The sequence below is a fragment of the Paenibacillus sp. FSL M8-0228 genome, from assembly GCF_038007385.1.
Classification (GTDB): Bacteria; Bacillota; Bacilli; order Paenibacillales; family Paenibacillaceae; genus Paenibacillus; species Paenibacillus polymyxa_D.
In genome coordinates, this window is the sequence record NZ_JBBOXA010000001.1 from 5,457,672 (window position 1) to 5,482,508 (window position 24,837).

Sequence of the window (24,837 nt, forward strand, 5' to 3'; positions counted from 1 at the left end):
CATATTCTGTTCCCCTTTCCGGTCCTTTCTGCTAAAAGCCCGGGAAGGGGATTTATTCTAGGTCATATAATGTATAAGCGCCTTGAATATGCTCCATTTTCATCTGCTTCATATGTACGCCTAAGCCATGTTCTCGATCCCAGGAACAACTAAAATTCAAATACAGTTCATCCTTTGCCGATGAGTCGGAAATCAATATAGACATAAGCTGTATTCGATTCAACAATTGTTCCGGCCGCTCCACATAAGGCGCATATTCATCCGGGTCCTCTCCCCATGTACTGTAAGCATTCCGATACTTTTCCACGATGCCAGCATAATGATGGTGTATGGATTCCAACACTTGAGGATGAATAGCTGATGAATATTCCATATACTGCTCCCATGTCTTTTTTTGCAACTGTGTAGGTTCTTCTATCGTCTGTGCCTGTTCTTCGGAGTCGGCTCCCACGATAAATTCGACTTCTACTTCCGAGGGTTGCCCGCAAAAATTAAGTTGTACTACACCACGCAGAACAATCTCCTCAGATACATCCCAAGATTCATCATCCTGTTCCAGTTCCATATACCACTGTTTCCAATCCATCCTTTACCCACCTCTTCATAAAAAGTATCTTTAACCGTATTGAATACTTTACAATCTATCATTTTAATGAATGAAATTAAAGCGGCATCCTATCTGTGCTTCCAGCCATATTTCGATGAATTCCCAAATAAAAATACTTTTTTCTACAACATTCGCTACTCAATAAAGCCTCCAAGGAAGGAAATCTGTCCATTTTGACACAAATATTTTATTATTAAAAATTTAGTACCTTGCATTAATCAGTACATGATGTTAAATTATACCTGACTACTGTTCTATAATTAGTACCCGTGACAAATTATGCACAAACACACGTTTCTTTCCCTTATTCCGAACGACACCTATGAATTATTGATAACATCCAGGAAGGGAGCACCGCTCGTGAATGTGAACATCCAATTCAAAAAAGGGGTACTGGAACTGTGCGTTCTCGTTCTAATTGGACGCAAAGACCGTTATGGCTACGAGTTGGCGCAAGCCGTCTCCCGTCATATTGAAGTAGCCGAGGGAGCCCTATATCCACTGCTTCGCCGTCTGGTATCAGAAGGATACTGCACAACGTATTTACAGGAATCGACCGAGGGGCCTCCTCGCAAATATTATCGGCTGACCGATACTGGCAGTCATTATACAAGAATACTTACGCGGGAATGGAATGATTTTGTCCATAATGTCGCAAGCCTACTGGAGGAAGGAAATTCCGATGAATAGAAAACAGTTTCTTACAGAGGTGGAACAGCGTCTTTCTCCTCTCCCTGCAGAGGTACGCAATGAGCTGCTTAGTGATTTGAGCCAGCATTTTGACTACGGGTTGGTTAATGGCAAAAGCGAAAGTGAGATTGCCCATGAGCTGGGTAACCCCGAGGATATTGCCCGAGAAGCGTTGGATGATCCCAATGCAGCCTGGAACGCTTCTCCTCCGCTTCGCCAGGGAAGCTTCGCACGCAATCTTTTTACTTTCTTAGGGCTACTGTTTCTTAACTTGCTGATCTCCATCCCGATTATGGCTACCCTATGGGTAGTATGGGTTTCATTGACCGTGGTAGCGGTCAGCTTCATTGCAGCCCCCCTTCTCGCCGTTACTGATTATGCGCTAAACAGCACCTTTTACCCGGTCAAATTCTTTTTCTCTATCACGTTGACGGGTATAGGTCTATTGCTGCTGCCTGGAGTACGTTATCTCTTACTCCTTATGGTCAGGGGCACTGTACGATACTGGAAATGGAATCTGACTACCCTGAGGGGAGCTTACTAACAACATGAATAAAAAGTGGTTTATTGCAGCAGGTCTGTGCATTGTCATCGGTGTAGCCGGAATGGTGGCTTACGGTGCCCCATGGAGTCAACAAGTCATGAAGGAAACAACTGCGATTAACAAAAAATGGACGTTTACACGTGGTCAGCTACAGAAGCTGAAAGTGGACAGCTCTGATGATGTCTCTATTTTGTTTACTCCTGGCTCTGGCGACCAAGGTACAATACGCATTAGTGGAGAAGTTCAGACAAAGGTAGCCGACCAAATTCATAATGCCCAAATTGAGAACGGTAAGCTTACCATTCAATCGGAGCCGGCCCCTTCCTTGTCATTCTTTTCGATCACTCCTGATTTGGATCAAACGATTACCGTAGAGATGCCCTCTAGTGAAACACTAACTGACCTACAGGTAGATGCACATTCAGGGAATGTAAAACTTCAGGATGCCTCCGTGCAGAATACTTCCATCACCGCTACTTCAGGCACTGCCGAGATTACAAACCTCCAAAGTACCCACCTGATCGCAAATTTAACATCCGGCAATTTTACAGCCAGTCAGCTTGCAGCAGATATGGAGTTAAAGCTTACTTCAGGTGATGTTACCATTCGTGATTATAGCGGTAATGGCCTTATTTCCCTAACCTCAGGGGAGACAAATATTACGCAACGTGCCGTAGCCAACTTGGAAGTGAATGCTGATTCTGGTGACGTGAAGATTAAGCAAGCTCCCGATTTTAAAGGTGTTTATAATGTCCGCTCTGACTCTGGGAGTATCAATACTCCCGAATCTGTTCCCGGTAGTGTGAACGTGATTAAGGTCGAAACCACTTCAGGGGATATTTATATTTCCAAATAGAGACCTCTAAATGAATGCCTCATCAGAGGCGAAGTTTGGTTCAATGAGTTTAACCTTGTATAATGTAACCATGTGCCCAGATGCACAACCACATTATAGATTAATAAGGAGGAGACTGGATGGAACTTAAGAATAAAACAGCTATTATTACAGGAGCCAGTAAAGGAATCGGTAAAGCAATTGCCGAAACTTTAGCTAAGGAAGGCGTTAACCTGGGATTAATTTCACGCACATTGACTGACCTGCAAAAGCTGCAGGATTCACTGGGGAGTACATACGGTGTGAAAGTGGTGAGTGCTGTTGCAGATATATCGGATCGCTCACAGGCCGCTGCCGCTGTAGCCTCACTGGAACATGAGCTAGGCGCTGTCGACATTTTGATCAACAATGCAGGCATTGCTACCTTTGGCACAGTCGCGGAGATGGACCCCGAAGAGTGGGAACGTATTATTCGCGTAAACCTGATGGGAACCTATTATGTCACACATGCTGTGCTTCCAAGCATGCTGGCGCAAAAGAGCGGAAACATTATTAATATTTCCTCGACGGCAGGAGAACGGGGTTTTGCAACAGGCTCAGCATATTGCGCATCCAAATTTGCTTTGATGGGCTTCACGGAAGCACTGATGCAGGAAGTTCGCAAATCTAACATTCGCGTCACCGCGCTGACTCCAAGCACTGTCAATACAGAACTGGCGGCAAACGCAGGATTACCTATTGGTGATGAGGATCGCATGCTTCAACCGCAGGATTTGGCCGATCTGACATTAGCCACATTGAAACTGCCTCCACGAGTTCAATTAAAAGTAGCCGGTATTTGGACAACCAACCCACAGTAGTTCGACATGACATCTTAGATTCATTGGCTGTACAATGCTCCGGCAGACGTAATTGTTCGTCATGCCGGAGCTTTTTTTTTCAGCATAGCTATACCAAAACAAACTGTAATATAAGCGCTTTGTACTTCCAGCATATATACATACAATTCCTACAACTATAAGCGCATTTCAGGAAAGGGGAAAAATGATGAAGAACACAGGAATGACACGGCCATTAGACCATTTAGGCCGCATTGTGCTGCCTAAGGAGCTGCGCAATTCTATGAATATTAATATTGGAGATGCCCTCGATTTTTTTATTACCCCAGAGGGACTGATGATTCGCAAGTATACGGGGGTTTCTTGCTATTTTTGTGGTGCCGTAGATCATTTGAGCTATTTCAGGGATCATCTGATATGTAAAAGTTGTATTGAAAATCTGAAGAGCGATAATCCTTCTAGTCATTTGAGTGAAGCACGTCCTGTCCAGCCCAAGAAAAGAAGGAGTTACAGAAATCAGAATGATCTCCTGAATAAACTAAAACAGCTCATGCAGGAGCACCCAAATGTATCTCAAAAAGAATTAGCCGAAATGCTCGAACTATCCCAGGGACGCGTGTCGCAGCTTAAAAAGCTACTCCTTTAGATCATCCGACCCAATCTCGTCTGTTTTAATCAACAAAAAAAGAGCCTGACGGCTCTCGGATCATCTTTGTTACGCAATGTCAGACTGCTCCATAATCGGGACCCGATAGGCCAGCAAGGACTCGTCTATTACGGCAGAAATAAACGTTGCATCTATTTCAGGCACCAACCCAAGCGCATAATTCCATGCGTTTTCTTCAATTTGCAGCGCAAGTCGTTGCCGGGTCCCTATCCCACTCTCTTGCTCCAACGCATCGGAGAGGTCCACTAATTCCGTATCGGCGGCGTGTCCAATCTCATGTGCAAGCACAACTGTAAAATACTCCTCAACTCGATCAATGCTGCCGAACATCTGTAAACACTGTGTTTCGATAACGTCCGTATACATGGTAATGGCGTGAGCATTCATAGCATATTTACCCCCAATCAGCCTTCCGCCAGGAAAACGTTTCTCCAGCTTGACTATCACACCTATAGCAGCCCGTTCCAAAAGCTCAGCGACAATGCGCTCTGCCTGATATCTTTCCAACTTAGCTTCGCTCCTCAAACCAGAATATATAAAGGTATATTTACTCTAAATTCATGAAATCATGGATGTGTTCATACCATACACAGTACGATATTATACCTTTTTACAAAGGAGAATACCATGTCAGAAGATTATTATGTAGGGTGGGGAACACTTGCCCTGATTAATGCCGGCTTGGCACAATCCAAAAATCGGAGCGGGCTAAATTGGTTTTTTCTCTCCCTATTAATAGGACCACTGGCTACCCTATTTATCGTTGCATGGGATAAGCTCGAGTCCTAATGCAGCAATCAGGTCATTCCCATCGTTATCCGGAATGAAAAGGACAGCCTTGGCGTTTCTGCTGAAGCACTGTATCTGATACTGTATTAGCCTGTCTCGACATATACGACTTCTCTTGAACTCCGAAATTCGGCTTCACAAGCCGATTATCGTAGGAATTATGAAAAATATGCGTTGTCGCCGGGGATAGCGGGGGAATCAGCCATGTCCAATTGCCTGTCAGTGCGCGTCCAGCCTTGGCTTCCCGTTCCTCAAACAGCTTGAATTGTGCCGCTGCGGTATGGTGGTCGACAATGCTGACTCCCGCCTTTTTGAAAGAATGCAGCACAGCAATATTCAATTCCACCAGCGCCCGATCACGCCAAAGCGTTGTTTCACTCGTCGTATCCAGCCCCATCAGCTTAGCCACCTGTGGCAACATATTATAGCGGAAGGTATCCGCAAAATTGCGGGCGCCGATTTCTGTTCCCATATACCAGCCGTTAAAGGGAGCCGCTGTATAGATAATACCGCCAATCTCCAGCGTCATGTCCGAAATCATAGGCACAGCATACCAACGTAATCCCAAGGAAGCGAAACCCGAGATTTCTGGATGCTCAATGGCCACCTCCATTACCAAATGTTCAGGAATATCATATAGCTCGGGAGGCCGCCCGCCTGCTTCCACAACCAGTGGCAATATATCAAAAGGGGTCATCGCTCCTTGCCAGCCCATGTCTTTACAAGCATTGGTAAAATCTACCGAGATCGGGTCCCCGATGACCCCTTGATCGGTTTCATATCCAGCGTAACGAATGAGTTGATGGTTCCAGATGCGGATATTCGGCTGCCCTGGCTTGGAGGCGCGGAATACAGTAAGCGTTGGCTTAATTTTACCGCCATTCGTTCCTATGCGTATATGCTCCAAGAGCTCGCGAACCACTTCCGTTGCATCTGACGCGCCCCGCGCATCCCTGACCAAAAGCTTGTCCCAAAATAAGCGACCGATGCAACGATTGCTATTGCGCCAAGCCATAAGTGCCCCGTGCTCCAGCTCTTCGTACGTATGATCATACGTTCCCGTAGTCTCTATGTCGTGACGAATATTAAGAAGCCGGGCCTCCGCTTCATCGCGGCTTCGGCCCAGCTCCTCATAACATGTATATATATACTGCTCCGCTTCATGCAAAAGCTGTTGTTTCACTTCCATAACACACACCCCATCCCGGCATCTCTATGACTCTAGAGCCTGTGGTCTTCCACGCCTTCTCGTTATTATACTCCAGTGGCAGAGTGGAACCAACGGGATGTGTGTCTTGTTCACCTGATCTCCATATACATGGAAGTCTATACCAATGGGTTATCCCAAATACGCACTCAGCATCCAGATGTGTTTATCCATTGCTTCTCTTAAGCCGTTAAGAAGATCCTCTGTCGCTTTATCCTGTGCCGCTTCCGCTGCTTCCATCCCATTAGCCAGCTCAACGGTGATGGTTTTAAAATCAGCAACAACGGACTTCACCATATCCTCAGCTGTCTGCTCACCTGCGGACTCCTGAATAGCTGAAAGTTGCAAATGCTCCTTCAAGGTCGCAGCCGGACGGCCACCAATAGCCAACAATCGTTCAGCAATCGTATCTAGATTAGCTGTTGCTTCATTGTAAAGTTCTTCAAATTTAGCATGCAATGTGAAGAATTTAGGTCCTTTCACATACCAGTGGAAATAATGCAGTTTCGTGTACAATACAGACCAGGTAGCTACCTGACGATTCAATGCCTTGTGCAATTCTTGAATAGCCTCTTGTGTAGGTGCGTTCGTATGATTTAATGTACTCATGTTTAAAATCCCCTCTCGTTCAAATATAGTTGGTGTAAAGCTTGGATGCTCGTTAGCAGTAGTGTCTGATTTTCTTCAAAATTCCATGCGTCAATCTAATAAATCTTAATCAATTAATTTAGACTTAATCTAAATCCTGTTTTAATTATAACACTGTGACGATGTTTTTCAAGTCCTTATTCGATTTTAATCATGAAGATTACATGAACTAATTGTAAAGCAAACTCTACATGCAATCGGGTACCCAGAATCAAGACTTGTTTATCTTTTATACATAGGTTACATCAATAGGAGGATAGAAGATGTTAACTTTGTCTGCTAAAGCATCAAAAAAGAGCCGGCCCATAAGAGGGTCGGCTCTTTTATTATTCTTGCATCTCTGAAGTTTCCACGATTAAAGGTACAACCTTGCCAGCATTTACATCAATCAGGCCGTGATCGGTAATTTTCAAGGCCGGGCTGACCGGCAAAGAATGCGTGCTCAGCGACATGATTGGATTGTAATGGCGGTAGCCCAGCGACAGCAAGGCTGAACGCAGCTCCTTCACATGCGCCGCAACCATTTCCAGCGGTCCTTCTGTTAAGATCCCGCCTACGGTTAAAGGCAAATGGGACAGCACCTTGCCATTTTCAACCACGCAAAAACCACCTTGGCTGGCAAGAACCGTATTCGCTGCCAGTATCATATCTTGCTTGTTATGCCCTACGACCAGCAAGTTATGGTTATCGTGCGAATAGGTGGTTGCCACTGCCCCACGTTTAATCGTATCTCCCCCGATCAAACCGTAAGCACGGTTGCCATTCTTTCCATACCTCTCAAACGTAGCAATCAGTCCATGTTCACCATGTTCCCATACCAGTTCCCCCTGCTCTACTTGTGCAGGTGCAATCCGTTCACTTGTAAAAGTAGAGCCATCTTTGACCATCATAACACGGCATTGATGTGTGCCATCAGCTACATCCATCTTTACAGTAAAATCCTGCTCCGTGAGCGGATTGAGCTTCACACTTTGATAAAAGTGGGCGGGGAAGCGGCATTTTATTGGTGCTTGATGGTATTCCTCGAACTTATCGAATACCTTGAGTCCGTCCTTATAGACTTGCTCCACATCAAATTGACCAAGATCCGACAGCAGTACAAAGTCAGCTATTTTCCCCGGTGCAATGGTTCCGCGGTCATGCATACGCATCCGTGCAGCAGGAGTAAACGTAGCTGCATAAATGGCATCCTCAGGCTTCATGCCCATTCCGATTGCTTTACTTACAATATGGTTTAGATGTCCTCGCTCTACGAAAGAGTCTGGCATCACATCATCCGTTACAAAACAAAAATGCTGTGCCACATCTTCCTGAATAAGATAGTCCATCACTTCAGGGGTCATGGATTTTTCCTGGATTTCAATAAACATCCCGGCAGCCATCCGCGCCTTCATACCTTCAATACTTTGGTGAGTATGGTCTGAGCCTATCCCTGCATAGATCAACTGATGCAGGTCCAGATCAAGCAACTGTGGCGTATGACCTTCAATGATCAGCTCCGGGTAGTGCTCACGAACATGGCGTAAGATGCGATTCGTCTTGCTCTCCGGATCACGAATGACATCCACATAGTTCATAATTTCACCCAGGCAGATCATTTCACCCGTTTGCAGCAGCGCATCAATCTCGGGAATACCGATCTCGCCTCCTGAGGTTTCGAGCGGTGTTGCCGGGACGGAGCTTGGGATGCCGTAGAACATATCAGCCACGCAATCCTTGCTGGCTTCCATCATTTCCTGGACGCCTTCCAATCCGAAAACATTCGCCATTTCGTGCGGTTCTGGTACAATCGTCGTTATCCCATTGCGAATCAGTCCATAGGAAAAGGTTGCCGGTGTCACCATTGTGCTTTCGATATGCAAATGGATGTCGATCAGGCCGGGAATCATATATTTCCCGTGCCCTTCGACAATTTCAGCAGCCTCGAAAGACTCCAGACCACGCTGACCGATATACATAAACTTGCCATCAAGTATAGCTACATTACCTTCTTCGAACGTCTTGTAGTAACTGTTATACACCTTAACTTGTAAAATCATTTTGTCTGCACGCATGATGTATCTCCTTCATCGAACCCGCTGATTATTGGACCAGCACCATTTTATCTGCCGGAAAATGCAGGGTAACCCGCTGACCACTCAGGTAGGGCGTATCCATTTCCTGATTAGCCGTAAAGTTGCCTTTCGCCGTTTCTACCACATACTGATAGCTACGCCCCAGGTAAGTACTTACCTTAATAATACCGGGGAGCTCATTTTCTCCTGTCTCGCTGCCTTCTGTTCGAATGACCAAATCATCCGGACGAATAGCGCCCTGACGAGCACCCAGCTGGGCCGTACCCTGATTACGCGCTACGCCGAATGAAAGATCACCTGTATTCAGTCGAATACGATCCCCTTCTTCAGTACGCTCGTCAAAGCTTAGAAAATTATTAAACCCAATAAAACGGGCGACAAATTCGGTCGTCGGATATTTAAAAATGGTCGATGGAGCATCTAATTGTTCGATGTTCCCCTTATTCATAATCGCAACCTGGTCAGAAATCGAAAAACATTCCTCCTGATCATGCGATACATACACGGTAGTGATGCCCAGTTCCTGTTGAATACGGCGGATTTCCACACGCATATTTACACGCAGGTTAGCATCCAAGTTACTCAGAGGTTCATCAAACAACAGCAGATCGGGTTCAATCACAAGCGCTCGCGCAATCGCAACACGTTGACGCTGTCCGCCTGATAATTCACCGGGGAAACGTTTTTCAAATCCCCCCAGGCTAACCGTTCCCAGCATCTTCATAACGCGGCGCTTTATATCATCTTCCTTTACTTTGCGTAACCGCAAACCAAAGGCAACATTATCAAAAACAGACAAATGCGGAAAGAGTGCATAACTTTGAAATACAAAGCCGAAGTTCCGTTTATTCACCGGAACCCGAGTATAATCCTTATCGCCAAACAAAAATGTTCCTTGTTTAGCTTCGAGAAATCCTGCAATGAGACGAAGTGTGGTCGTTTTGCCACAACCACTCGGTCCGAGCAACGAGAGCAATTGCCCCCGTTCAAGCTGCAAATCGAAATCCTGCAAGATCAGTTGGTTGTCATAAGCGACCGATACGCGATCCAGAGTAAGCAGTGCCATAAGGTTGAAGCCTCCATTACCTTTTAGTGAAGTAAGACAATCCCATCAGTCGTTCAATCAAGAACATCAGGATACCGGTTAAAATCATCAGCATAACCGAAATCGCCGCAATCGTCGGGTCAAAATAATTTTCGACGTAAGTCAGCATTTGAATGGGCAGGGTGCTGAAGCCCGGTCCTGTCATAAAGACGGAAATGTCGACATTGTTGAATGATTCCAGAAAGGCAATCAGGATAGCCGCAATAATGCCTGAGCGGATGTTGGGCAGAACCACTTTGAAAAAGGTTTCCAGCCGTCCAGCCCCCAAACTAAGCGCTGCTTCCTCAATCGCAAAATCAAAGTTAGACAAACTGGATGCAATGACTCTAATAATGAACGGCAACATAATCACCGTATGTCCGATCAATAGTCCAGCATATACTGGTAAATGGTAAACTATGATCAAATAGCGCAGCAGTGTAAAACCAAGCACAATACCCGGTATGAGCAACGGAGAAAGGAACAAAGCATTCAGCGCATCCTTCCCACGAAACGAAAAACGACTAAGCGCATAGGCGGCAGGCATACCAATCAGCAGTGCCAAGATGTTGCCTAGCAGAGAGACCACAATGGACGTTTTGAACGTGGACATAAACAAATCCACTTCAAAAATATTTTCATACCAGCGCAAGGAAAAGCCCTGCGGAGGGAATTTTAATACCGTGCCCGGCTCGAAAGAAGTGACCGATATGATCAACAGCGGACCGAGCAGAAAGATGAAGACCAGCAGGCTAAAGAAGCCTAGTCCGTAATGTTTCTCCCGCATATCCACCTACCCCTTCGGATTGAGTTTATGGGCCGCCTTATTTAAGAGACCGACCACGATAAATGTAATAACAATCATAATTGTTGCAATAACAGAAGCTAAAAACCAGTCGTTTAGCGTCATCGCGTTCTGATACAAAAATGTAGCGATAACCCGCTGTTTTCCTCCAAGTAGTGCTGGTGTCGTATATGCAGTCAGGCTGCCCACGAAAACGAGAATGCTTCCAATGATCAGGCCAGGCACAGACAGCGGAAATACGATTTTACGAAATGCGCTGAATCTGGAGGCCCCGAGGCTCTGAGCAGCATGAACAAGATCACCGTCGATATTTTCGAGTACACCAATCAGTGAAATAATCATCAGCGGTAAAAACAAATGAACCAGACCAATAATCATCGCTGCCGGAGTATACAAAATATTCAGCGGCTCATCTACAAGTCCTAAACCGATGAGCACGTTATTTAACAGTCCCTTGCGACCCAGAATGACCATCCAGCTGAATGACCGCACCACCGGACTCGTCAACAAGGGGAAGATAGCCAGCGCTAACAAAATCCCTTTACGACGCGGGGCCTTTTGCGAAATATAATAAGCCGTCGGGAAGCCAAGTAATACGCACACGAGTGTCGTTACGACACTGACTTCCAGCGTAGTCAGCAATATTTTCAGAAAGTAAGGGTCCTTGAAGAAATGGAGATAGCCTTCTAGGGTGAATGAGCTGTTCTGTACGAAGGTCGAACCGATCGTCAACACAATCGGAATGACCATGAACACCGCCAGAAAGAGCAGACCTGGCAGCAGCAGCCAATACAAGTATGTTTTCTTCATGGGTAGCTCCTTGCGGTTATCAAAATGTTATTCCTTATTCAGCACCTGGATAAATAGCTCCAGAAAAGCTTCGCTGTCCACCTGTTCACATACATTCATATTGGGGCTATGATTGAGGCGGTTCTGCACATCGCCCACCGTTTGTCCGTCACATATACGACTGGAGGTTTCCACGTCGACATACAACGACGAGGTATCGACTAACCCCGAATTCAATGCGACACCCACGGCAAGCGGGTCATGAAGCGCACACGCCTTTACCCCGTTGCGTTCTTCATAACGCTTGGTATAAACGGCCGTGCTTTGAGCTACATAATTACGAATTCCAGGATGGGACAGACGAGCAATATGATCGGCAGTCAGCAGAGCCTTCCGTGTTACATCCAGTCCCACCTGTATCAACCGACCAAATCCCGCATGAAATACGATTCGTGCGGCTTCAGGGTCAGCATACATGTTGTACTCCGCTACAGGTGTAATATTGCCGCACCCGTGAATAACACCGCCCATAAAAATGACTTCATCGACGTGATCCGTCAGTTCGGGACACTTCAGCAGCGCCAGTGCCAGATTGGTGAGTGGCCCGGTGCAAATGAGCGTCACTTCCCCCGGGTGAGCCATCACGGTGTCAATAATGATATCCGATGCAAAACCTTCGGACGCAGACATGGCTGGGACTACTCCACTCAGTGCGCCTCCAATGCCGTCTTCTCCATGGACACGATGCTCGTGCAGGCCTTTACGTATTAAGGGGGCCTCCGCCCCCCGATAAACCGGAATATCCGGTCTATCCAAAAGGTCGAGGATTTTGCATGTGTTCAATGTTGCTTGTTTAAGTGAAACATTACCGCATACCGTAGTAATCGCTTGGATATCCAGCTGACCACTTTTGGCGGCTAGTAAAATACCCAACGCATCATCAATGCCCGTATCTACATCTAATATAACCTTCTTCATTATTGTGCAACTTCCCGGTTCCAGCGATCTGTCCATGCCTTGATATGATCGTTAACGAACTTCATATCCAGCTTGGTCAGCTTGTTCACTACCTCTGTACCGTACGTAATTCCCTCTGTATCCGCACCGGACAGTACCACCTGCGTATTCACCGGGGAATCAACCTTCGCCTTGGCAGACTTTTCTTGAACTTCCTTACTCAGCTGCCAGTTGATAAATTCCTCAGCCAGTTCCTTCTGGTCGGAGCCTTTCACTACATTAATTGTGTTCATTACTGCGTATGCACCTTCACTAGGAGCTACAAATTTCGCTCCTGGCACAGCCGCCTGCAAATCTTTGAAGTACATTTCCATGATCGGACCGCCCGCAATTTCTTGTTGACTAAACATGTTCACGAACTCGGACGTTTTGCTATAAAACTTAACGATATTCGGACTCAGCTCTTTCAGTTTTCCGAAGGCTTGGTCTTCATTAAACTCCTTACTACCCGCTACCTTGGAGGCTGCATCTACCATCATCGGTCCCGCAGTCGCCGTAATATTCGGCAAAGTCACGTTTCCTTTGAACTCAGTTCCCCACAGATCAGCCCAAGAGGTCACATTCTTTTTCACCAGCTCCGGATTATAGGCAATACCGAGACGCCCGACCGTATAAGCAGGACCATACTCCTCACCCAGCGGTGCTTTGGCAATATCATAAATTTGGTTCAGGTTCGGCACCTTGCTGCGATCCAGCTTCTCAAACAATCCCTGTTGGATTCCTTGTTGAGCATAATAATCAGACAGATAAATCAGATCGACATCTGTGCTGCCTTGACTGATTTTGTTCAACCGTTCCGCGTTATTTCCAATTTCCACCACGATGTCAACGTTATGTTCTTTTTCAAAAGGCTCGTACACTTCTTTGTTAAAAAAGTCCTCGGAAAAGCCCCATGTGGAAATAACTAGTTTCTTTTTCCCATCAGCTGAACCATCTTTTCCATCTGTCTGACCGCCAGTAGCATTACTGCCGCAACCTGCCAGTACCACGGATGCCAAGGTCACAGCCATAAACCCTTTAAACCATTTCTTCATATGAAACTCCCCCTATTTTTTATTATGCACACCTTATGACACAAAAAAGAAAAGTACTCTTGTAAAACAAGAATACTTTTCTTCGTAAACAAAGAATAAGTTGATCCCGCTGCGCGTTATAACAGGTTCTCCCCTCAGATAGATCCGAAGCGAAAAGCCGAATATCCAATTTTATTAGGACTCCTTCAGAATGATGTTCGTAATAGCCCACTGCGTTGCTGAATCATAATCACGCAGTAAAGCATCTATATCGAGCTCCATATCCTCAATCAGCTTCTCGCGAAGTCTCTTCTTGTACAGCATGGACATTCGGAAATCCACTTCCAGCTTCAAGCCGGGGGCTTCCACTTCCAATGCCGCCGAGCGTGGAGAACGCCGGTGCTTCGCCACAAAGGTAACAATGTTGTTCTCAACGGTGGCCCGCAGCAGCGTGGTCCCGAAGCCGAACAGTTCCTTTGAAACTTCATTGTAAATCTGGCACATCCGCTTCTTGCTTTCGTTACTGTCGAGCAGCGTCATGAACCCACCCTCATCAGCATATTACGTACAATCAATCTTTCAACACGATAGATTATACATAAATATACGATAAATAGCAAACAAAAATCCCTAATCCAATCACATATGATGCGAAAAAGCGAACAATATGTCGAACTTTGTAGCTTTTCAACATTTTTACACCTTTTTTAACTCATCCTCAAGCTTCCGAACGCTGCTATATTCGCCCACAGGGTAATTTTAAAGTAGACTCCGGTAAATCTCTGGCCAAGGGTTTTATCGTCGTCATTCCAGAGGAAATTTTTTTCCTTCTACTATATATGTAGTTTTTACTTAAATGCATTTAACCGTACCCCGCGGGAGTCCCCTAGCGATTGTACGGTTTTTTTGTTATGTAGCTGACTGGCCAGATGGGAACCCCTTCAAGAAAAAGCCGATTGAATCCACGAGGACACTACAAGAGTAGCCGGCCACAGCAGCATAAAGTTAGCAATAATATATGCCTTCTTAAAAGCATAACGATGATAAAAGTACCAACAGATCCAAGATATGAATATTCCTATCGGGTAGCTCATTATGACATAGGCAAAAATATAATTGCTGAGATAATCTCCAGCTGTTGGTGCATCGAAAGAAAATGCGACCACCATCAGCATGGCCGGATAGGCAAATAACGTTAAGCCATAAACGATATTCAATATAAGTAAAATGACAAATGCATTTTGATCTTTCATGATGTTCTCCTAACTATTGCAGTCCGTCTGTATCACCATTGTGCAGCCCGCTTGCGTCTCTCCTCACGCCGATCAGCTTCTTCCATTTTCCGAATATAACGTTTCAACTGCTCTTTATGCTCGTCCAATTCTTGTATTCGTACCGTGGTTCCTTGGAGAAACACCTCCATTTTACGTGTTAATTCAGCAGCTGATTCTCCCCGCCATTCATGCAGCCTACCATATATATTTTTCATCTGCTGCTCCTGATGCTGAAGTCTTTGCTTTAGCTGCTCGCATTGCTGAACAGCCTTACGCAGATCCCCCAGGCTCAAAGATATTCTGCTCATCTCTTTCGCCTCCCGTTGTGTTCTTCCAGCTGCTCTTTCTTATTGATCCACCATCGTAAATTCCTGGCCCTTACGATCTATATATTCTGCTATCTCTGTAATCGATTCCTGATACCAGCGATTAATCCGATCCAGTGTCGCCGTAGCACTATGCGCAAGCGGGGTCAAAGACTGACTTTCACTTGTCCCAATATGAGCCTGAAATAACTGAATGGACGCACGGGTATCACTGGAAAATCCATGCAAGCTAGAACGCATCTGATTAGCAGCATGCTTTAGCTCCTCAGGTGTTAATTGAATTGTGCCTCCATTTTTGTTGCCCACAAAATATGCCCCACCATTAGTGCGACCATCTTGTTGTCCTGCTCCCATCAAATTCACACCCAGTGCAGTAGCAGCAAACTGCCCGAAGGCCCCCATTTGTCCCCCATAGCGTTCAACCAGATCGCCCATGACTTCCTTGAGCTCTGCTCGCGCGGCCAGCATTTGCTCGTATGCCTGCACCCGTGGATTGCCTTCCACCAATTGACCGTCCATCGTGTACAGTGGATTGCTGATATTGCCATTTTCATCAAACGTAAAGTTTCCCATGCTATGAGTGTTCTCTCCACCTAATACAGAATTATAGAATTTGGTGAATGCATCTTGCTGTATCATAGGCAATGTAATCGGAACATAAACAATAGGAGTCCATTTTGGGCCAAGAATTAGTCTTTCCAATTCGGTTTTTCTTTCCAAGGGAATTGAAACAGGAATAGTAAACTTGGCTACATTGGCAGTCTTATAATCACTCCCAATATGATACGTTTCCCCCACATGTTGGTTAGCCTTAGTGGCTCCCCCACCAACGCTATCTCCGGGATGGGCAAAAGCCACATTAGTCTTCTTGAATTCTCCTGCTTTTACCCTCTCTTGAAGATCTTCAGGCAATAAATGTACAATGCTCGGAGCAGCAAAACTCACAGATGATAAACCATTCTTCACTGCAACATATTCTGCTTCTGCACCGCCTAAAGAATGACCTGTCGTAGATATTTCGGCAGCGGGGTACTTCTTCTTCACTTCATCGTACAGTGTTTGAGCTTTTGTAAATTGATTATCCTGATACTGGGCCTCATACTGATGAAATGAACTTTGTACCTGTGGGGGGGAATTTTTTATCTCTTCTTGATTATTTACATAATAATCGTGAACTTGATTTAAATTTTTTGCTCGTCCACCCACGACGTCGTTGATGTCTGTTCCTATGTCCATCGCTCTACTCCATAGTGGTCTTCCTCCTGGTTCTGTACCCCTATACCCTATGATCACCTGATTGCTATTCTCATTGTGAAAAACGGTCGCATCAAATCCAGAACCGTTCGTGTCATGTAATAGTTTTTCGTCTAAATCAACAACCCTCCAACCAGGAATATCTTCATTTTTATAAGTCTTTGGATCAATATCCAATAGGTAAGCCTCATCTGCTATCTTCCAGTATGTTTTTTCACTAATATACTGCAATTATTACCCCACCTTGTCTAATCACCTAATATATTATAAAGTTAGAAAAAGTTGATACTTTCAAAAAAGGAGCATCTAAAAATTGAAAAGAAAAAAAATTTGGGTTACTGCTCTCATCTTATTCTTCATCCTAATAGGAGCTCTCTATTACATGCACTACGCATCAAATATAAAAAAAGAAGAAGCCGTTAGAACAGGTATACCTATTGGAAAAGAGTACATCAAAAAATACTATAGGGCTGATTTCATATTTAAGAGTTATGACTATGTAGGTAGCTATGTTAATAATACGGTTCATCTAATCGGCTATATAAAAGGACATGAAGATCAATCGATATCTATCGCTTACGATTTTGAAAAAAAAGAAGTGCTTAGTGTAACCGGACCGGATTGGTTCATTGACAGTCGATACCCTAAAAAGAATGTTCCACCATTTTAAATATCAAGATTTGTATGCAAAAAAAAAAAAAAAAAAAAAACACATATGATTCATTCCAGTTCAAGAATATATTTTTCCAATCTAAGGAAGTGAAATCATTATAATACTTCCTGTTTACTTGCGGTATAGTTGAAAGTAAAAATAAGTATAAAGTCGTTGGTTACTGCATTTTGGGTCGCAGTTCATACCTAATAACGATTAGGACTTTGTAACTGTATGTTAGAAGAGATTTGCGTATATGAACACAATTTTTAAACGTTGTACCGAGCTAATCCTTTTATTAAATAAATGAGCTATCCTACTATTATTATAAAAAGCAGTAATGTTATGAGTTTATAGTCAGGAGATACTAAGGAGAAGAATTCAACTTGAAGAAGAAAAAGGATTGGGGAAGCATCTTTATAGTAGTTTCAATCCTCGTTGGAATCTTTTGTTACATGCAATATACGGAGGATGTACAAAAAGAAGAGTACGTCCAATCTGGCATACCTATTGGAAAAGAATACATTAGAAAACATTATAATGCCGAGTTTATATACAAAAATTACGACTTTATTGGCGGCTATGTTAACTCTACCGTTTATCTTCGTGGCTATATAAAAGGACATGACGGTCAGATAATCTCACTAAATTACGACTATAAGAAAAAAAAGGTACTCTACGTAACTGGACCGGATTGGTTCATCGACAGTAGGAATCCTAATAAAATTGTTCCGCCATTCTAAAATCAAGTCTGTATTCAAATGCCCTCTAACAGATGACTTTTTCCTAAATATGAAGAAGTAATATCATTAAAATACTTCCTGTTACTGAGAGATATTTGCAACAAAAATAAGAACCACGTCATTGTTCACTGCATTCTGGTTGTAGTTCACATTAAATTATAAATAGCATGTTAGGGGAATGTTACGTAAATGAACACAATCCTTAAATGTTGCACAGTTCTCATCATAATATTAACCATTCTGGGCGGTTGTGGTTTTTCTACCGCTCAAGAGGAAGAGGTAGTGGAGTCTGCTACTACTGTCAGTATCAAATATATTAAAACTCACTATAATACGGATTTCGTATTAAAAAATTACAATATTGAAGAAAACAGTGTCTTTGCAAGAGTACATCTTTACGGCTATATAAAAGGAAACGATACAGACTTAATTAGGATATCCTATGACTTGGACTCAAAAGAAATCGTCAATGTTACGGGACCGGATTGGTTTATTAATAGTAAGGTTATAGATAAGAATGCACCTTATTCCTAAGAAAGCTTATAGCATATTTAGCTCAATTTTAAGGAGAATACTTCAACTTGAAAAAGAAACAACTATGGCTTTTTGTCTTTATATCACTTGTCATTCTGGTAGGAGTTTTCTTTTACATGCAGTACGCATCGAATGCCAAAAAGAAGAAATCGTTCGGACAGGCATACCTATTGGAAAAGAGTACATTAAGGAATACTATAGGGCAGATTTCATATTTAAGAGTTATGACTATATAGGTAGCTATGTTAATAACACGATTTATCTAATCGGCTATATAAAAGGACATGAAGGTCACTCGATATCCATTGCTTACGATTTTGAAAAAAAAGAAGTCCTAGATGTATTAGGACCTGCTTGGTTCATCGACAGTAGGAATCCTAAAAAGAAGTAGAATATTGAACCATGATTGCAGAAAAGGCCCCTTAGGGGCCTCTTCCAGTCGTCGTTAGTCATATTTAGCGCTCTTCACCTTTGGTGCTATGCTTAGTTACATGAATAAAAGGATATTCGCCTTTGCTTATTTTACGTTTCCATTCTTGAATCATATCTTCCTGGGTTGGCGGTTTCTCGTTTACGATTGCTCCTGTAGTTACTTTAGCCATTGGTTTACCCTCTCTTGTTGATTTTAGTTATTGCGTCTTTATCTTTTCTCCAGTCATTTTGATGTTACCATCCATTTCTACCAGACTCGTTTTACATTTTAAACCGATAGCATCCTTCGCGGTGACCTGAATTGTGTTCCCCGCATTGAATACCAAATTTCCATCAGCCTTAACACGGATGTCCTTTTTACTCCGCAATTCGATGCCATGGTCATCCAGCAGTCGAATCACCACTTCATCGTCGTTCCCCGTGATTAAAATTTCATTTTTCTCAAATATAATGGCTTTGCGGTACTTGGTCATAAAGATTTTCGTCGATGGGTCCTTAATAAAGTCACCGCCTTTGGATCTCTTTCGGATCGAGTGGGTCACAATAGCGTCTTTTTCTTTAGAGGTCGGAAAGTAGATATCTACAAAATCAAACAGCTCCGGCATGCAGTACCATCCCGTATTCCCTTCCGATGTATAAAATGTAGCCGTTGGAAAAGCGAAGGTTTCCTTGACGTTAGGCTTGACCTTATCCATTTCATAAAAGAAAACCTTCACATGATCCTGCTCGATTCCAATGACCTTGGATTTCAATGACATGCCCCGAATGTCCTCATTTACAATCAAATCCTGTTTCATTCCATCCGCTGTAGTCAGCACATATTCATGCCACAAAGCACTATGTCGTATAAACGCAACAGACTGCAGGACGTATAAAGCTTTCCCTTTAAATTTAACCTCCGCCCCAATTTGCAGCAGGACATCTCTAGCCCCTGTCGTTTGTACTTTATAATATAGAAGGTTGTCATCCTTGCTGGCTCCTGGTTTGGTTTTTCTCGTCATGGAGTAGTTATACTGCCTGAGCTCAGGCTGATTGACGCCATCCGGCAATCCAAAATAAAACTGAGGTTTTTCACCAATCGGATCAGGTATCAGTCCCCAACCGAGCCGAGACGCTATACGTTTCAGAAACGACCAGTCTGTTTCGTCGAATTGCATCGTAAATTCCTGTAAAAGTTGATCCTTCAACCGGCTCGTACAATTGGCTTTGGGATAGGATTTGAGCACGTGTTCAAGCAATGCTTGCAGCTTCATCTTTACATTTTGAAAAGATTGTCTATGAGGTATTTCATCCATCTGGCATGTATAAGATAGAGCTTCGACAACCAAATGAGCTACATTGGATACCATCTTGATTCTGAACTGCGTGACTAGCCCTCGAAATAGCACACTCTGTTTATGATCGTCATTCATATAAGAAACAACTAACTTCGCCCCTGCTTCCATATGATCTGTATATTCTTCCATTTGAGCATCCGTTAATACACCTGTCAAAACGACCTTCACATGCTCATTCATTTTCTGTACAACTTTAACTTTTGGATTTTTAAGAGATAAAACCGTTCCATTATACTTGATGATTGGATATCCCATGTTACCGCTCCCTTTTGTCGGTTAGTTTACGTTTATCCGTTGTTTGCTTACGTATTGAATGACATCTTTAATGGTTTGATTATGTCCCTGATCGTTAAGAGCCTCATCTAATGCAGAGAGAGTGGTAAAGGTTTTATTTTTTTTCTGAAAATAAATGTCCGCTATAGGGAACTGGTCAACTCTACCAGGTCCATGAATCCCGTTGTCAACTTTGGCAATAATGATAACATCCTTCAATCCATCCTTATTCACATCCTTGAAGGCCACTGCTTCTACTCCTCCGTAACGTGCAACCCACTCACGGTTCCCGTAGAAATCGGGGAATGGATACAGCATATGTCCTTGGCCATCCAATAGGAAGAAAAAGAATTTACGAAAACCTTCCGAATACCCATATGTGGATACAAACCGCACTTTCCCAAAGCCTTCGAAAGTAGTTTGAAAAGACTGCGACTCTTCAATTTCATATTGGTCGGTATTCAACTTTTCACCGCCAACTGTGGAAACAGACTGATCCTCAACGGAACTTAACTCACTCCATAGTTCCTCATTTTGCCTAATATTCTCTGGAATTTGTGCAAAACGAATTTCATACTCCGCATGGTCCCCTACCACATGTGCCATAGGTACACTCATCCCCAATGAATCATTTGTGAAATAACTAAACGATTCCATTTCTACTTCCGCAAGCGAACCTTTGGTTACATCCGCATTTGTTAACAATTGAATCAAATCATCTTTTGTGAAATCACCAATTAATCCTTGTTGCTCCGGCTGAACAGCTGTAATCTTCCCGCTTTTTATAAGCTCAATAAAAGGTTTCTCGACCTTTACCAGATCCCTCAACCTTATTCTTGAAGCCTGCTTCATATCCAGGTTCGTCGTATAAAACATATGAGTAGGATAGGCTGCGTCCTTCACATAATGAATACCCGTATATTGAACACTCAAGAATCGTTCATTTTCTCGTTTGATCTCATAATCAATTTCGACATGGACTCCAGCATTGGAATCCGCATAGTTTTGTAATCCTTCTAAAGCATCAGCCTTAAGAATTTTGTTTAAAGATTTCTGCTTTGCAATATCCTTGAGTTTTATAATTTGAGGGTATTTAATCACGATCCCATTTTTTGAATATTCCTCTTGAATGAGTTCAAAGCTTTGCCGTTCACTATGAGTATTCAAGGCAGTGCTATATTCGGAATCAATACGGACTTCTCCACTTTTGGAGAACTCAATGATAAGGTTTTGTTCAGAATCATCACTGTTTATGAAGAAACCATCGCCGTGGTCTAAAACCTCGATACTCATGCTATCATGTTGTCGATTCTCTAAAATAAGCTCATCTATATCCTCGTTCAATTCCCACGCATCCGGAAGCTTTATCTTATCTGTTACTATTTCTTTCTGTGTCCATTTTTCCCCGGAGAATTCCCACAACGCAACAAATACGGGATCTGGATGATATATTGAAACATATCCCCCTAACAACAGCTGTATTCCCTTGTCTGAATCTCGGACCACAAAGTCTGTAGTCAATTCTGGCCCGCCATCCTCAAGCATCTGGGCGTGTACAAGTTGCTTAGTACTCCACCACTGAATAAATGTGTATTTATCTCCGATCGTACCTGTCACCGTTTTAGGTGCTCTATAATTCATAACCCTAACGTTTAGCTGCCCGCTTTTTAACGGAAACGATTTTGTTAAGATAGTGAGATTATTATCGAACTTTTCTACTAATTCTTCATCCTTCATCTCTACACTTCCAGGCTCATTTAACAACGAATTAAGTTCCTGTGTGAACTCCTCAAGCTTGTTTTGTCTGGTATCAGAATCCTTATTTTCATCGTTGACTATATGAAGTTTTTTCACTAACGTGTCCAGCTTTTTCGAATAGGAAATCGTTTTATCTTCATTTTGGAGAGAAAGCGCATGATTTGTTTTAGTTGCTGGAGAATTTTGTTCCTTCATGCATCCATTCAGCGCTACACAGGAAATGAGTAGTAATAGGACGCAAGAAGCTCGCCCGTACTTCAAGTAATTCATGCTGGATATCACGCTTTCTACGATTTATCGTTCATCTCTATACCCATAATCTTCCATTTATCTGACTGTTTTTCTAACGTAAACGTAATTTCCTTTTTCGCTCTTTCTTCTAATGAATCATCTTTTACCAAAAATATTTTTCGGTTATCATCGCTACTAACCTCATTAATACTCAGTTCTAACACCGGGTAAGATAAATATGCTAAACCGGATAAATCGATGGCATCCTCAAAATCATACGTTTGCCTTGCTGCCGGATCGGTGAGCTGGTCCATTTCAGGAAAAGGTAAATCAAACCACTTCATAAGATAATCAACTTCCAAGTAGTTCAATATCACAGCCTTAGGATCGCTTGGATATACAAACTGTGTACTTTTATTTTTATACAAAACCTCCTTTTTTTCAGGTCCTGTTCCATCATATTTTTGATAGACCACGATGGTATGCTCCTGAGTGTCACTAAACTCGTAATAATCGACACTTTCAAATACACCATCATGGTCGGTATCTTTTAACGTTCGAATTCCTTGTCCAGTAGCATTAGGAAAATCAGAATTTATACTCTTGATATGATTATTTTTCAAGGTGTATATGGAGAATCCCTCTGAATAAGCCCCTCCGTCGCCTATAGAGTATACAACGATAAATTTTTGGTCTGTTTGATCCAGCTTCATGATTTTCACATCTGTATTTAGATGCACAACTATAACCGGGTCCTCTAGTTTTTCAATGATGTGATAACCATCATCCTCCCGGACTACAAATATGTTGTCAATCACCCCTTTTTCTAATCCAAAAGCAAGCACGTATTCCACCTTTCCATCAAGGTCCAAATCTTCTTTTAATATTTTCTGAAGGTACTCATTCTGTGGTTGGATTTTCTTTATAAACTGATCTAATGTGTTAGAATCTATGGCGTAATTTTCATTTCGTTTATTAATCGGATTCACAATATTGCTATTCCGATCTCGTTTTTGAGCAGCAGACTCTGGTTCAGTCACAGCTTTTTTCTCTATCATTTGAGTGCTAGGTTTGATGGGTTCAACTGCTTGCTGCTTCTCATTCGTAGGTTGTTCAGAACATCCATTCAATAGCAGACTAAATAACAATATTAAAAATAGTATTTTATTTTGTTTTATAAAGTTGATTTCAAAAAACTCCCTTTTCACATTGTTCATTGAACGTTTATACGTTGTTTGCTTACGTATTGAATGACATTTTGAAGTGTTCGGTTATGTCCAGTTTGATTGATACTCTTATCCAACTCAGGCAGGGTAGTGTACGTTTTGTCCTTTTTCTGAAAGTAAATTCCCGCGACAGGTAGAGTCTCTATTCCGTGTGCATTAACTCCGGTGATATAATCAGCAATAATAACAATATCTGTACGTCCATCCTGATTCAAGTCCTTAAAACTTACTGCTTTGATCCTATCAATCATTTTACCGTTGTTACCATAAAATTCGGGGAATTCGTACAGGATCTTGTTTTCCACATTTTTGTCACTGTTAACTTCCAAAAAAAACTTTGCTTGAATCAGATCATTCGTATCCTCATCTTTTAAAGTGGATATAAACTTTACTTCTCCCCATCCATTAAGAGTGGTGGTAAATGATTGTTCCCTTTGAATAGTATAAGGTTCCAGATCAGGGTCGGGCTGAGCATCCTCTTCTACATAATCAGCACTACGTTGCTGCTTTACGGATTTCTCCATGTTATATTCAATAAAAATATTATTTACTTTCTCTGTTTTAGTATCCCAATTAATACTCAAATGTAGGCCATTTTTGGAGTAAACCAGACTTCTATTTGTTATGGTACTTGGTTGACCGTAAAGTTGTAGCACTTTACCAAGGGTATCACCAATCTTCAATCCTCTTTTGGTTTTAAACTTGGGATTTTCCAAGCTCACGGCTACTAGATAACTTTCACCATCAACCGGTTCCTCCCCTTCAAATTCGATCTTAGATAGAACTACAAATCGAATTTCTGAATCTTCATAGTTAGGATAAGATAAGTTCCATCTTCGGTAGGTTCCATTCCCACTAATATATCCTCGATTGAAGCTATCGTATCCCTCACTGTAACCCCACTTATGGATAAGTTCTTTAATATCCGTATTCCTATCAATTTTGTGCGACCGATATGATATTGTGAAGTCCTCATCCTGAAGGGGCTTTGGATCGGCAGATACAACATTTTTGGCTTTGTCTGTTCCTTTCTCTGGATAGTAGCTAGAGCTTTCTTGCTTAGCTTTAGCAGTAGCTGTTTTCCCATTGTCATAAGTATTGATATCTGAAAGACTACATGCGGTTACTCCTAAAGCCAAAAAAGTCAATATAATAAAATAACCGTAACTTGGCTTGTACACTTCTTTT

Annotated in this window: 29 protein-coding genes; 10 read left to right on the forward strand and 19 right to left on the reverse strand. The window is 42.8% G+C overall.

What is annotated here, in order from left to right; all coding sequences use genetic code 11:
• Positions 1-52: 52 nt before the first annotated feature.
• Positions 53-586 (reverse strand): DUF6985 domain-containing protein, encoded by a 534-nt coding sequence (locus MKY98_RS24680; protein WP_069012084.1) that lies wholly within the window; start codon positions 584-586, stop codon positions 53-55.
• Positions 587-967: 381 nt separating this feature from the next.
• On the opposite strand from MKY98_RS24680, the gene MKY98_RS24685 reads away from it, so the two are divergent.
• The 5 genes from MKY98_RS24685 to MKY98_RS24705 all read left to right on the forward strand — a co-directional run bounded on the left by MKY98_RS24685 (position 968) and on the right by MKY98_RS24705 (position 4,161).
• Positions 968-1,297, forward strand: coding sequence for a PadR family transcriptional regulator (locus tag MKY98_RS24685; RefSeq protein ID WP_029518618.1), 330 nt, complete (start codon positions 968-970; stop codon positions 1,295-1,297).
• On the forward strand, positions 1,290-1,841 hold the full coding sequence (locus MKY98_RS24690; RefSeq protein ID WP_069012083.1) for a DUF1700 domain-containing protein: 552 nt from the start codon (positions 1,290-1,292) through the stop codon (positions 1,839-1,841). The genes MKY98_RS24685 and MKY98_RS24690 overlap by 8 nt, the downstream gene beginning before the upstream one ends.
• Positions 1,842-1,845: 4 nt before the next feature.
• Positions 1,846-2,697: a DUF4097 family beta strand repeat-containing protein gene (locus MKY98_RS24695; protein WP_069012081.1), complete on the forward strand. Its 852-nt coding sequence runs from the start codon at positions 1,846-1,848 to the stop codon at positions 2,695-2,697.
• A 119-nt stretch (positions 2,698-2,816) separates the two neighbouring features.
• The gene (locus MKY98_RS24700) at positions 2,817-3,536 is read left to right on the forward strand and encodes a 3-ketoacyl-ACP reductase (protein WP_039271709.1); all 720 of its coding nucleotides are present in this window, start codon (positions 2,817-2,819) and stop codon (positions 3,534-3,536) included.
• A 187-nt stretch (positions 3,537-3,723) separates the two neighbouring features.
• Positions 3,724-4,161 (forward strand): AbrB/MazE/SpoVT family DNA-binding domain-containing protein, encoded by a 438-nt coding sequence (locus MKY98_RS24705; protein WP_029518622.1) that lies wholly within the window; start codon positions 3,724-3,726, stop codon positions 4,159-4,161.
• A 69-nt stretch (positions 4,162-4,230) separates the two neighbouring features.
• Here MKY98_RS24705 and MKY98_RS24710 read toward each other — a convergent pair whose 3' ends face one another.
• On the reverse strand, positions 4,231-4,689 hold the full coding sequence (locus MKY98_RS24710; protein WP_069012080.1) for a hypothetical protein: 459 nt from the start codon (positions 4,687-4,689) through the stop codon (positions 4,231-4,233).
• A 120-nt stretch (positions 4,690-4,809) separates the two neighbouring features.
• Here MKY98_RS24710 and MKY98_RS24715 point away from each other — a divergent pair, with 120 nt between their 5' ends.
• A complete protein-coding gene (locus MKY98_RS24715) occupies positions 4,810-4,971 on the forward strand; it encodes a hypothetical protein (RefSeq protein ID WP_176715742.1) in 162 nt (53 codons plus the stop codon).
• Between the two features lie 25 nt (positions 4,972-4,996).
• Here MKY98_RS24715 and MKY98_RS24720 read toward each other — a convergent pair whose 3' ends face one another.
• From MKY98_RS24720 to MKY98_RS24775, 12 genes are all read right to left on the reverse strand, one after another.
• On the reverse strand, positions 4,997-6,160 hold the full coding sequence (locus MKY98_RS24720) for a nitric oxide synthase oxygenase (protein WP_208332579.1): 1,164 nt from the start codon (positions 6,158-6,160) through the stop codon (positions 4,997-4,999).
• Between the two features lie 150 nt (positions 6,161-6,310).
• Positions 6,311-6,787 carry a Dps family protein gene (locus MKY98_RS24725; protein WP_039271713.1) on the reverse strand — a complete coding sequence of 159 codons (477 nt, stop codon included), beginning with the start codon at positions 6,785-6,787 and terminating at the stop codon, positions 6,311-6,313.
• 365 nt (positions 6,788-7,152) lie between these two features.
• Positions 7,153-8,880 carry an adenine deaminase C-terminal domain-containing protein gene (locus tag MKY98_RS24730; protein WP_029518626.1) on the reverse strand — a complete coding sequence of 576 codons (1,728 nt, stop codon included), beginning with the start codon at positions 8,878-8,880 and terminating at the stop codon, positions 7,153-7,155.
• 28 nt (positions 8,881-8,908) lie between these two features.
• On the reverse strand, positions 8,909-9,967 hold the full coding sequence (locus MKY98_RS24735; protein ID WP_069012570.1) for an ABC transporter ATP-binding protein: 1,059 nt from the start codon (positions 9,965-9,967) through the stop codon (positions 8,909-8,911).
• 16 nt (positions 9,968-9,983) lie between these two features.
• Positions 9,984-10,772, reverse strand: coding sequence for an ABC transporter permease (locus MKY98_RS24740; protein WP_013312456.1), 789 nt, complete (start codon positions 10,770-10,772; stop codon positions 9,984-9,986).
• A 6-nt stretch (positions 10,773-10,778) separates the two neighbouring features.
• The gene (locus tag MKY98_RS24745; protein WP_013312457.1) at positions 10,779-11,600 is read right to left on the reverse strand and encodes an ABC transporter permease; all 822 of its coding nucleotides are present in this window, start codon (positions 11,598-11,600) and stop codon (positions 10,779-10,781) included.
• Positions 11,601-11,627: 27 nt separating this feature from the next.
• Positions 11,628-12,557 carry a nucleoside hydrolase gene (locus MKY98_RS24750; RefSeq protein WP_069012571.1) on the reverse strand — a complete coding sequence of 310 codons (930 nt, stop codon included), beginning with the start codon at positions 12,555-12,557 and terminating at the stop codon, positions 11,628-11,630.
• A complete protein-coding gene (locus tag MKY98_RS24755; protein ID WP_029518630.1) occupies positions 12,557-13,630 on the reverse strand; it encodes an ABC transporter substrate-binding protein in 1,074 nt (357 codons plus the stop codon). The genes MKY98_RS24750 and MKY98_RS24755 overlap by 1 nt, the downstream gene beginning before the upstream one ends.
• 174 nt (positions 13,631-13,804) lie before the next feature.
• Entirely contained in the window at positions 13,805-14,149 is a 345-nt protein-coding gene (locus MKY98_RS24760; RefSeq protein WP_029518631.1) for a hypothetical protein, read from the reverse strand.
• Positions 14,150-14,550: 401 nt separating this feature from the next.
• Positions 14,551-14,862, reverse strand: coding sequence for a hypothetical protein (locus MKY98_RS24765; RefSeq protein WP_029518632.1), 312 nt, complete (start codon positions 14,860-14,862; stop codon positions 14,551-14,553).
• Between the two features lie 32 nt (positions 14,863-14,894).
• The gene (locus MKY98_RS24770) at positions 14,895-15,191 is read right to left on the reverse strand and encodes a WXG100 family type VII secretion target (RefSeq protein WP_069012572.1); all 297 of its coding nucleotides are present in this window, start codon (positions 15,189-15,191) and stop codon (positions 14,895-14,897) included.
• 39 nt (positions 15,192-15,230) lie between these two features.
• Positions 15,231-16,694: a lipase family protein gene (locus MKY98_RS24775; RefSeq protein ID WP_069012573.1), complete on the reverse strand. Its 1,464-nt coding sequence runs from the start codon at positions 16,692-16,694 to the stop codon at positions 15,231-15,233.
• Between the two features lie 82 nt (positions 16,695-16,776).
• Here MKY98_RS24775 and MKY98_RS24780 point away from each other — a divergent pair, with 82 nt between their 5' ends.
• The 4 genes from MKY98_RS24780 (at position 16,777) to MKY98_RS24795 (ending at position 18,783) form a co-directional block, all read left to right on the forward strand.
• Entirely contained in the window at positions 16,777-17,133 is a 357-nt protein-coding gene (locus MKY98_RS24780) for a hypothetical protein (RefSeq protein ID WP_029518634.1), read from the forward strand.
• 368 nt (positions 17,134-17,501) lie between these two features.
• Positions 17,502-17,858 (forward strand): hypothetical protein, encoded by a 357-nt coding sequence (locus MKY98_RS24785; RefSeq protein WP_208332577.1) that lies wholly within the window; start codon positions 17,502-17,504, stop codon positions 17,856-17,858.
• 189 nt (positions 17,859-18,047) lie between these two features.
• Complete coding sequence (locus MKY98_RS24790) at positions 18,048-18,392, forward strand: hypothetical protein (RefSeq protein ID WP_029518635.1); 345 nt, start codon at positions 18,048-18,050, stop codon at positions 18,390-18,392.
• On the forward strand, positions 18,376-18,783 hold the full coding sequence (locus tag MKY98_RS24795; RefSeq protein WP_239645242.1) for a hypothetical protein: 408 nt from the start codon (positions 18,376-18,378) through the stop codon (positions 18,781-18,783). Before MKY98_RS24790 ends, MKY98_RS24795 begins: the two co-directional genes overlap by 17 nt.
• A 64-nt stretch (positions 18,784-18,847) precedes the next feature.
• Here the strand turns inward: MKY98_RS24795 and MKY98_RS24800 are convergent, their stop codons facing one another.
• Genes MKY98_RS24800 through MKY98_RS24820 form a run of 5 tightly spaced genes read right to left on the reverse strand, consistent with a single transcriptional unit; the run spans position 18,848 to position 24,830 of the window.
• Positions 18,848-18,994, reverse strand: a complete 147-nt coding sequence (locus MKY98_RS24800; protein ID WP_023990839.1) for a hypothetical protein — start codon at positions 18,992-18,994, stop codon at positions 18,848-18,850.
• Between the two features lie 27 nt (positions 18,995-19,021).
• Positions 19,022-20,416 carry a hypothetical protein gene (locus MKY98_RS24805; RefSeq protein WP_069010968.1) on the reverse strand — a complete coding sequence of 465 codons (1,395 nt, stop codon included), beginning with the start codon at positions 20,414-20,416 and terminating at the stop codon, positions 19,022-19,024.
• 21 nt (positions 20,417-20,437) lie between these two features.
• On the reverse strand, positions 20,438-22,462 hold the full coding sequence (locus MKY98_RS24810; protein ID WP_069010969.1) for a DUF4163 domain-containing protein: 2,025 nt from the start codon (positions 22,460-22,462) through the stop codon (positions 20,438-20,440).
• 17 nt (positions 22,463-22,479) lie between these two features.
• A complete protein-coding gene (locus MKY98_RS24815; RefSeq protein WP_069010970.1) occupies positions 22,480-23,640 on the reverse strand; it encodes a hypothetical protein in 1,161 nt (386 codons plus the stop codon).
• Entirely contained in the window at positions 23,637-24,830 is a 1,194-nt protein-coding gene (locus MKY98_RS24820) for a hypothetical protein (protein WP_069010971.1), read from the reverse strand. The genes MKY98_RS24815 and MKY98_RS24820 overlap by 4 nt, the downstream gene beginning before the upstream one ends.
• Positions 24,831-24,837: the final 7 nt, after the last annotated feature.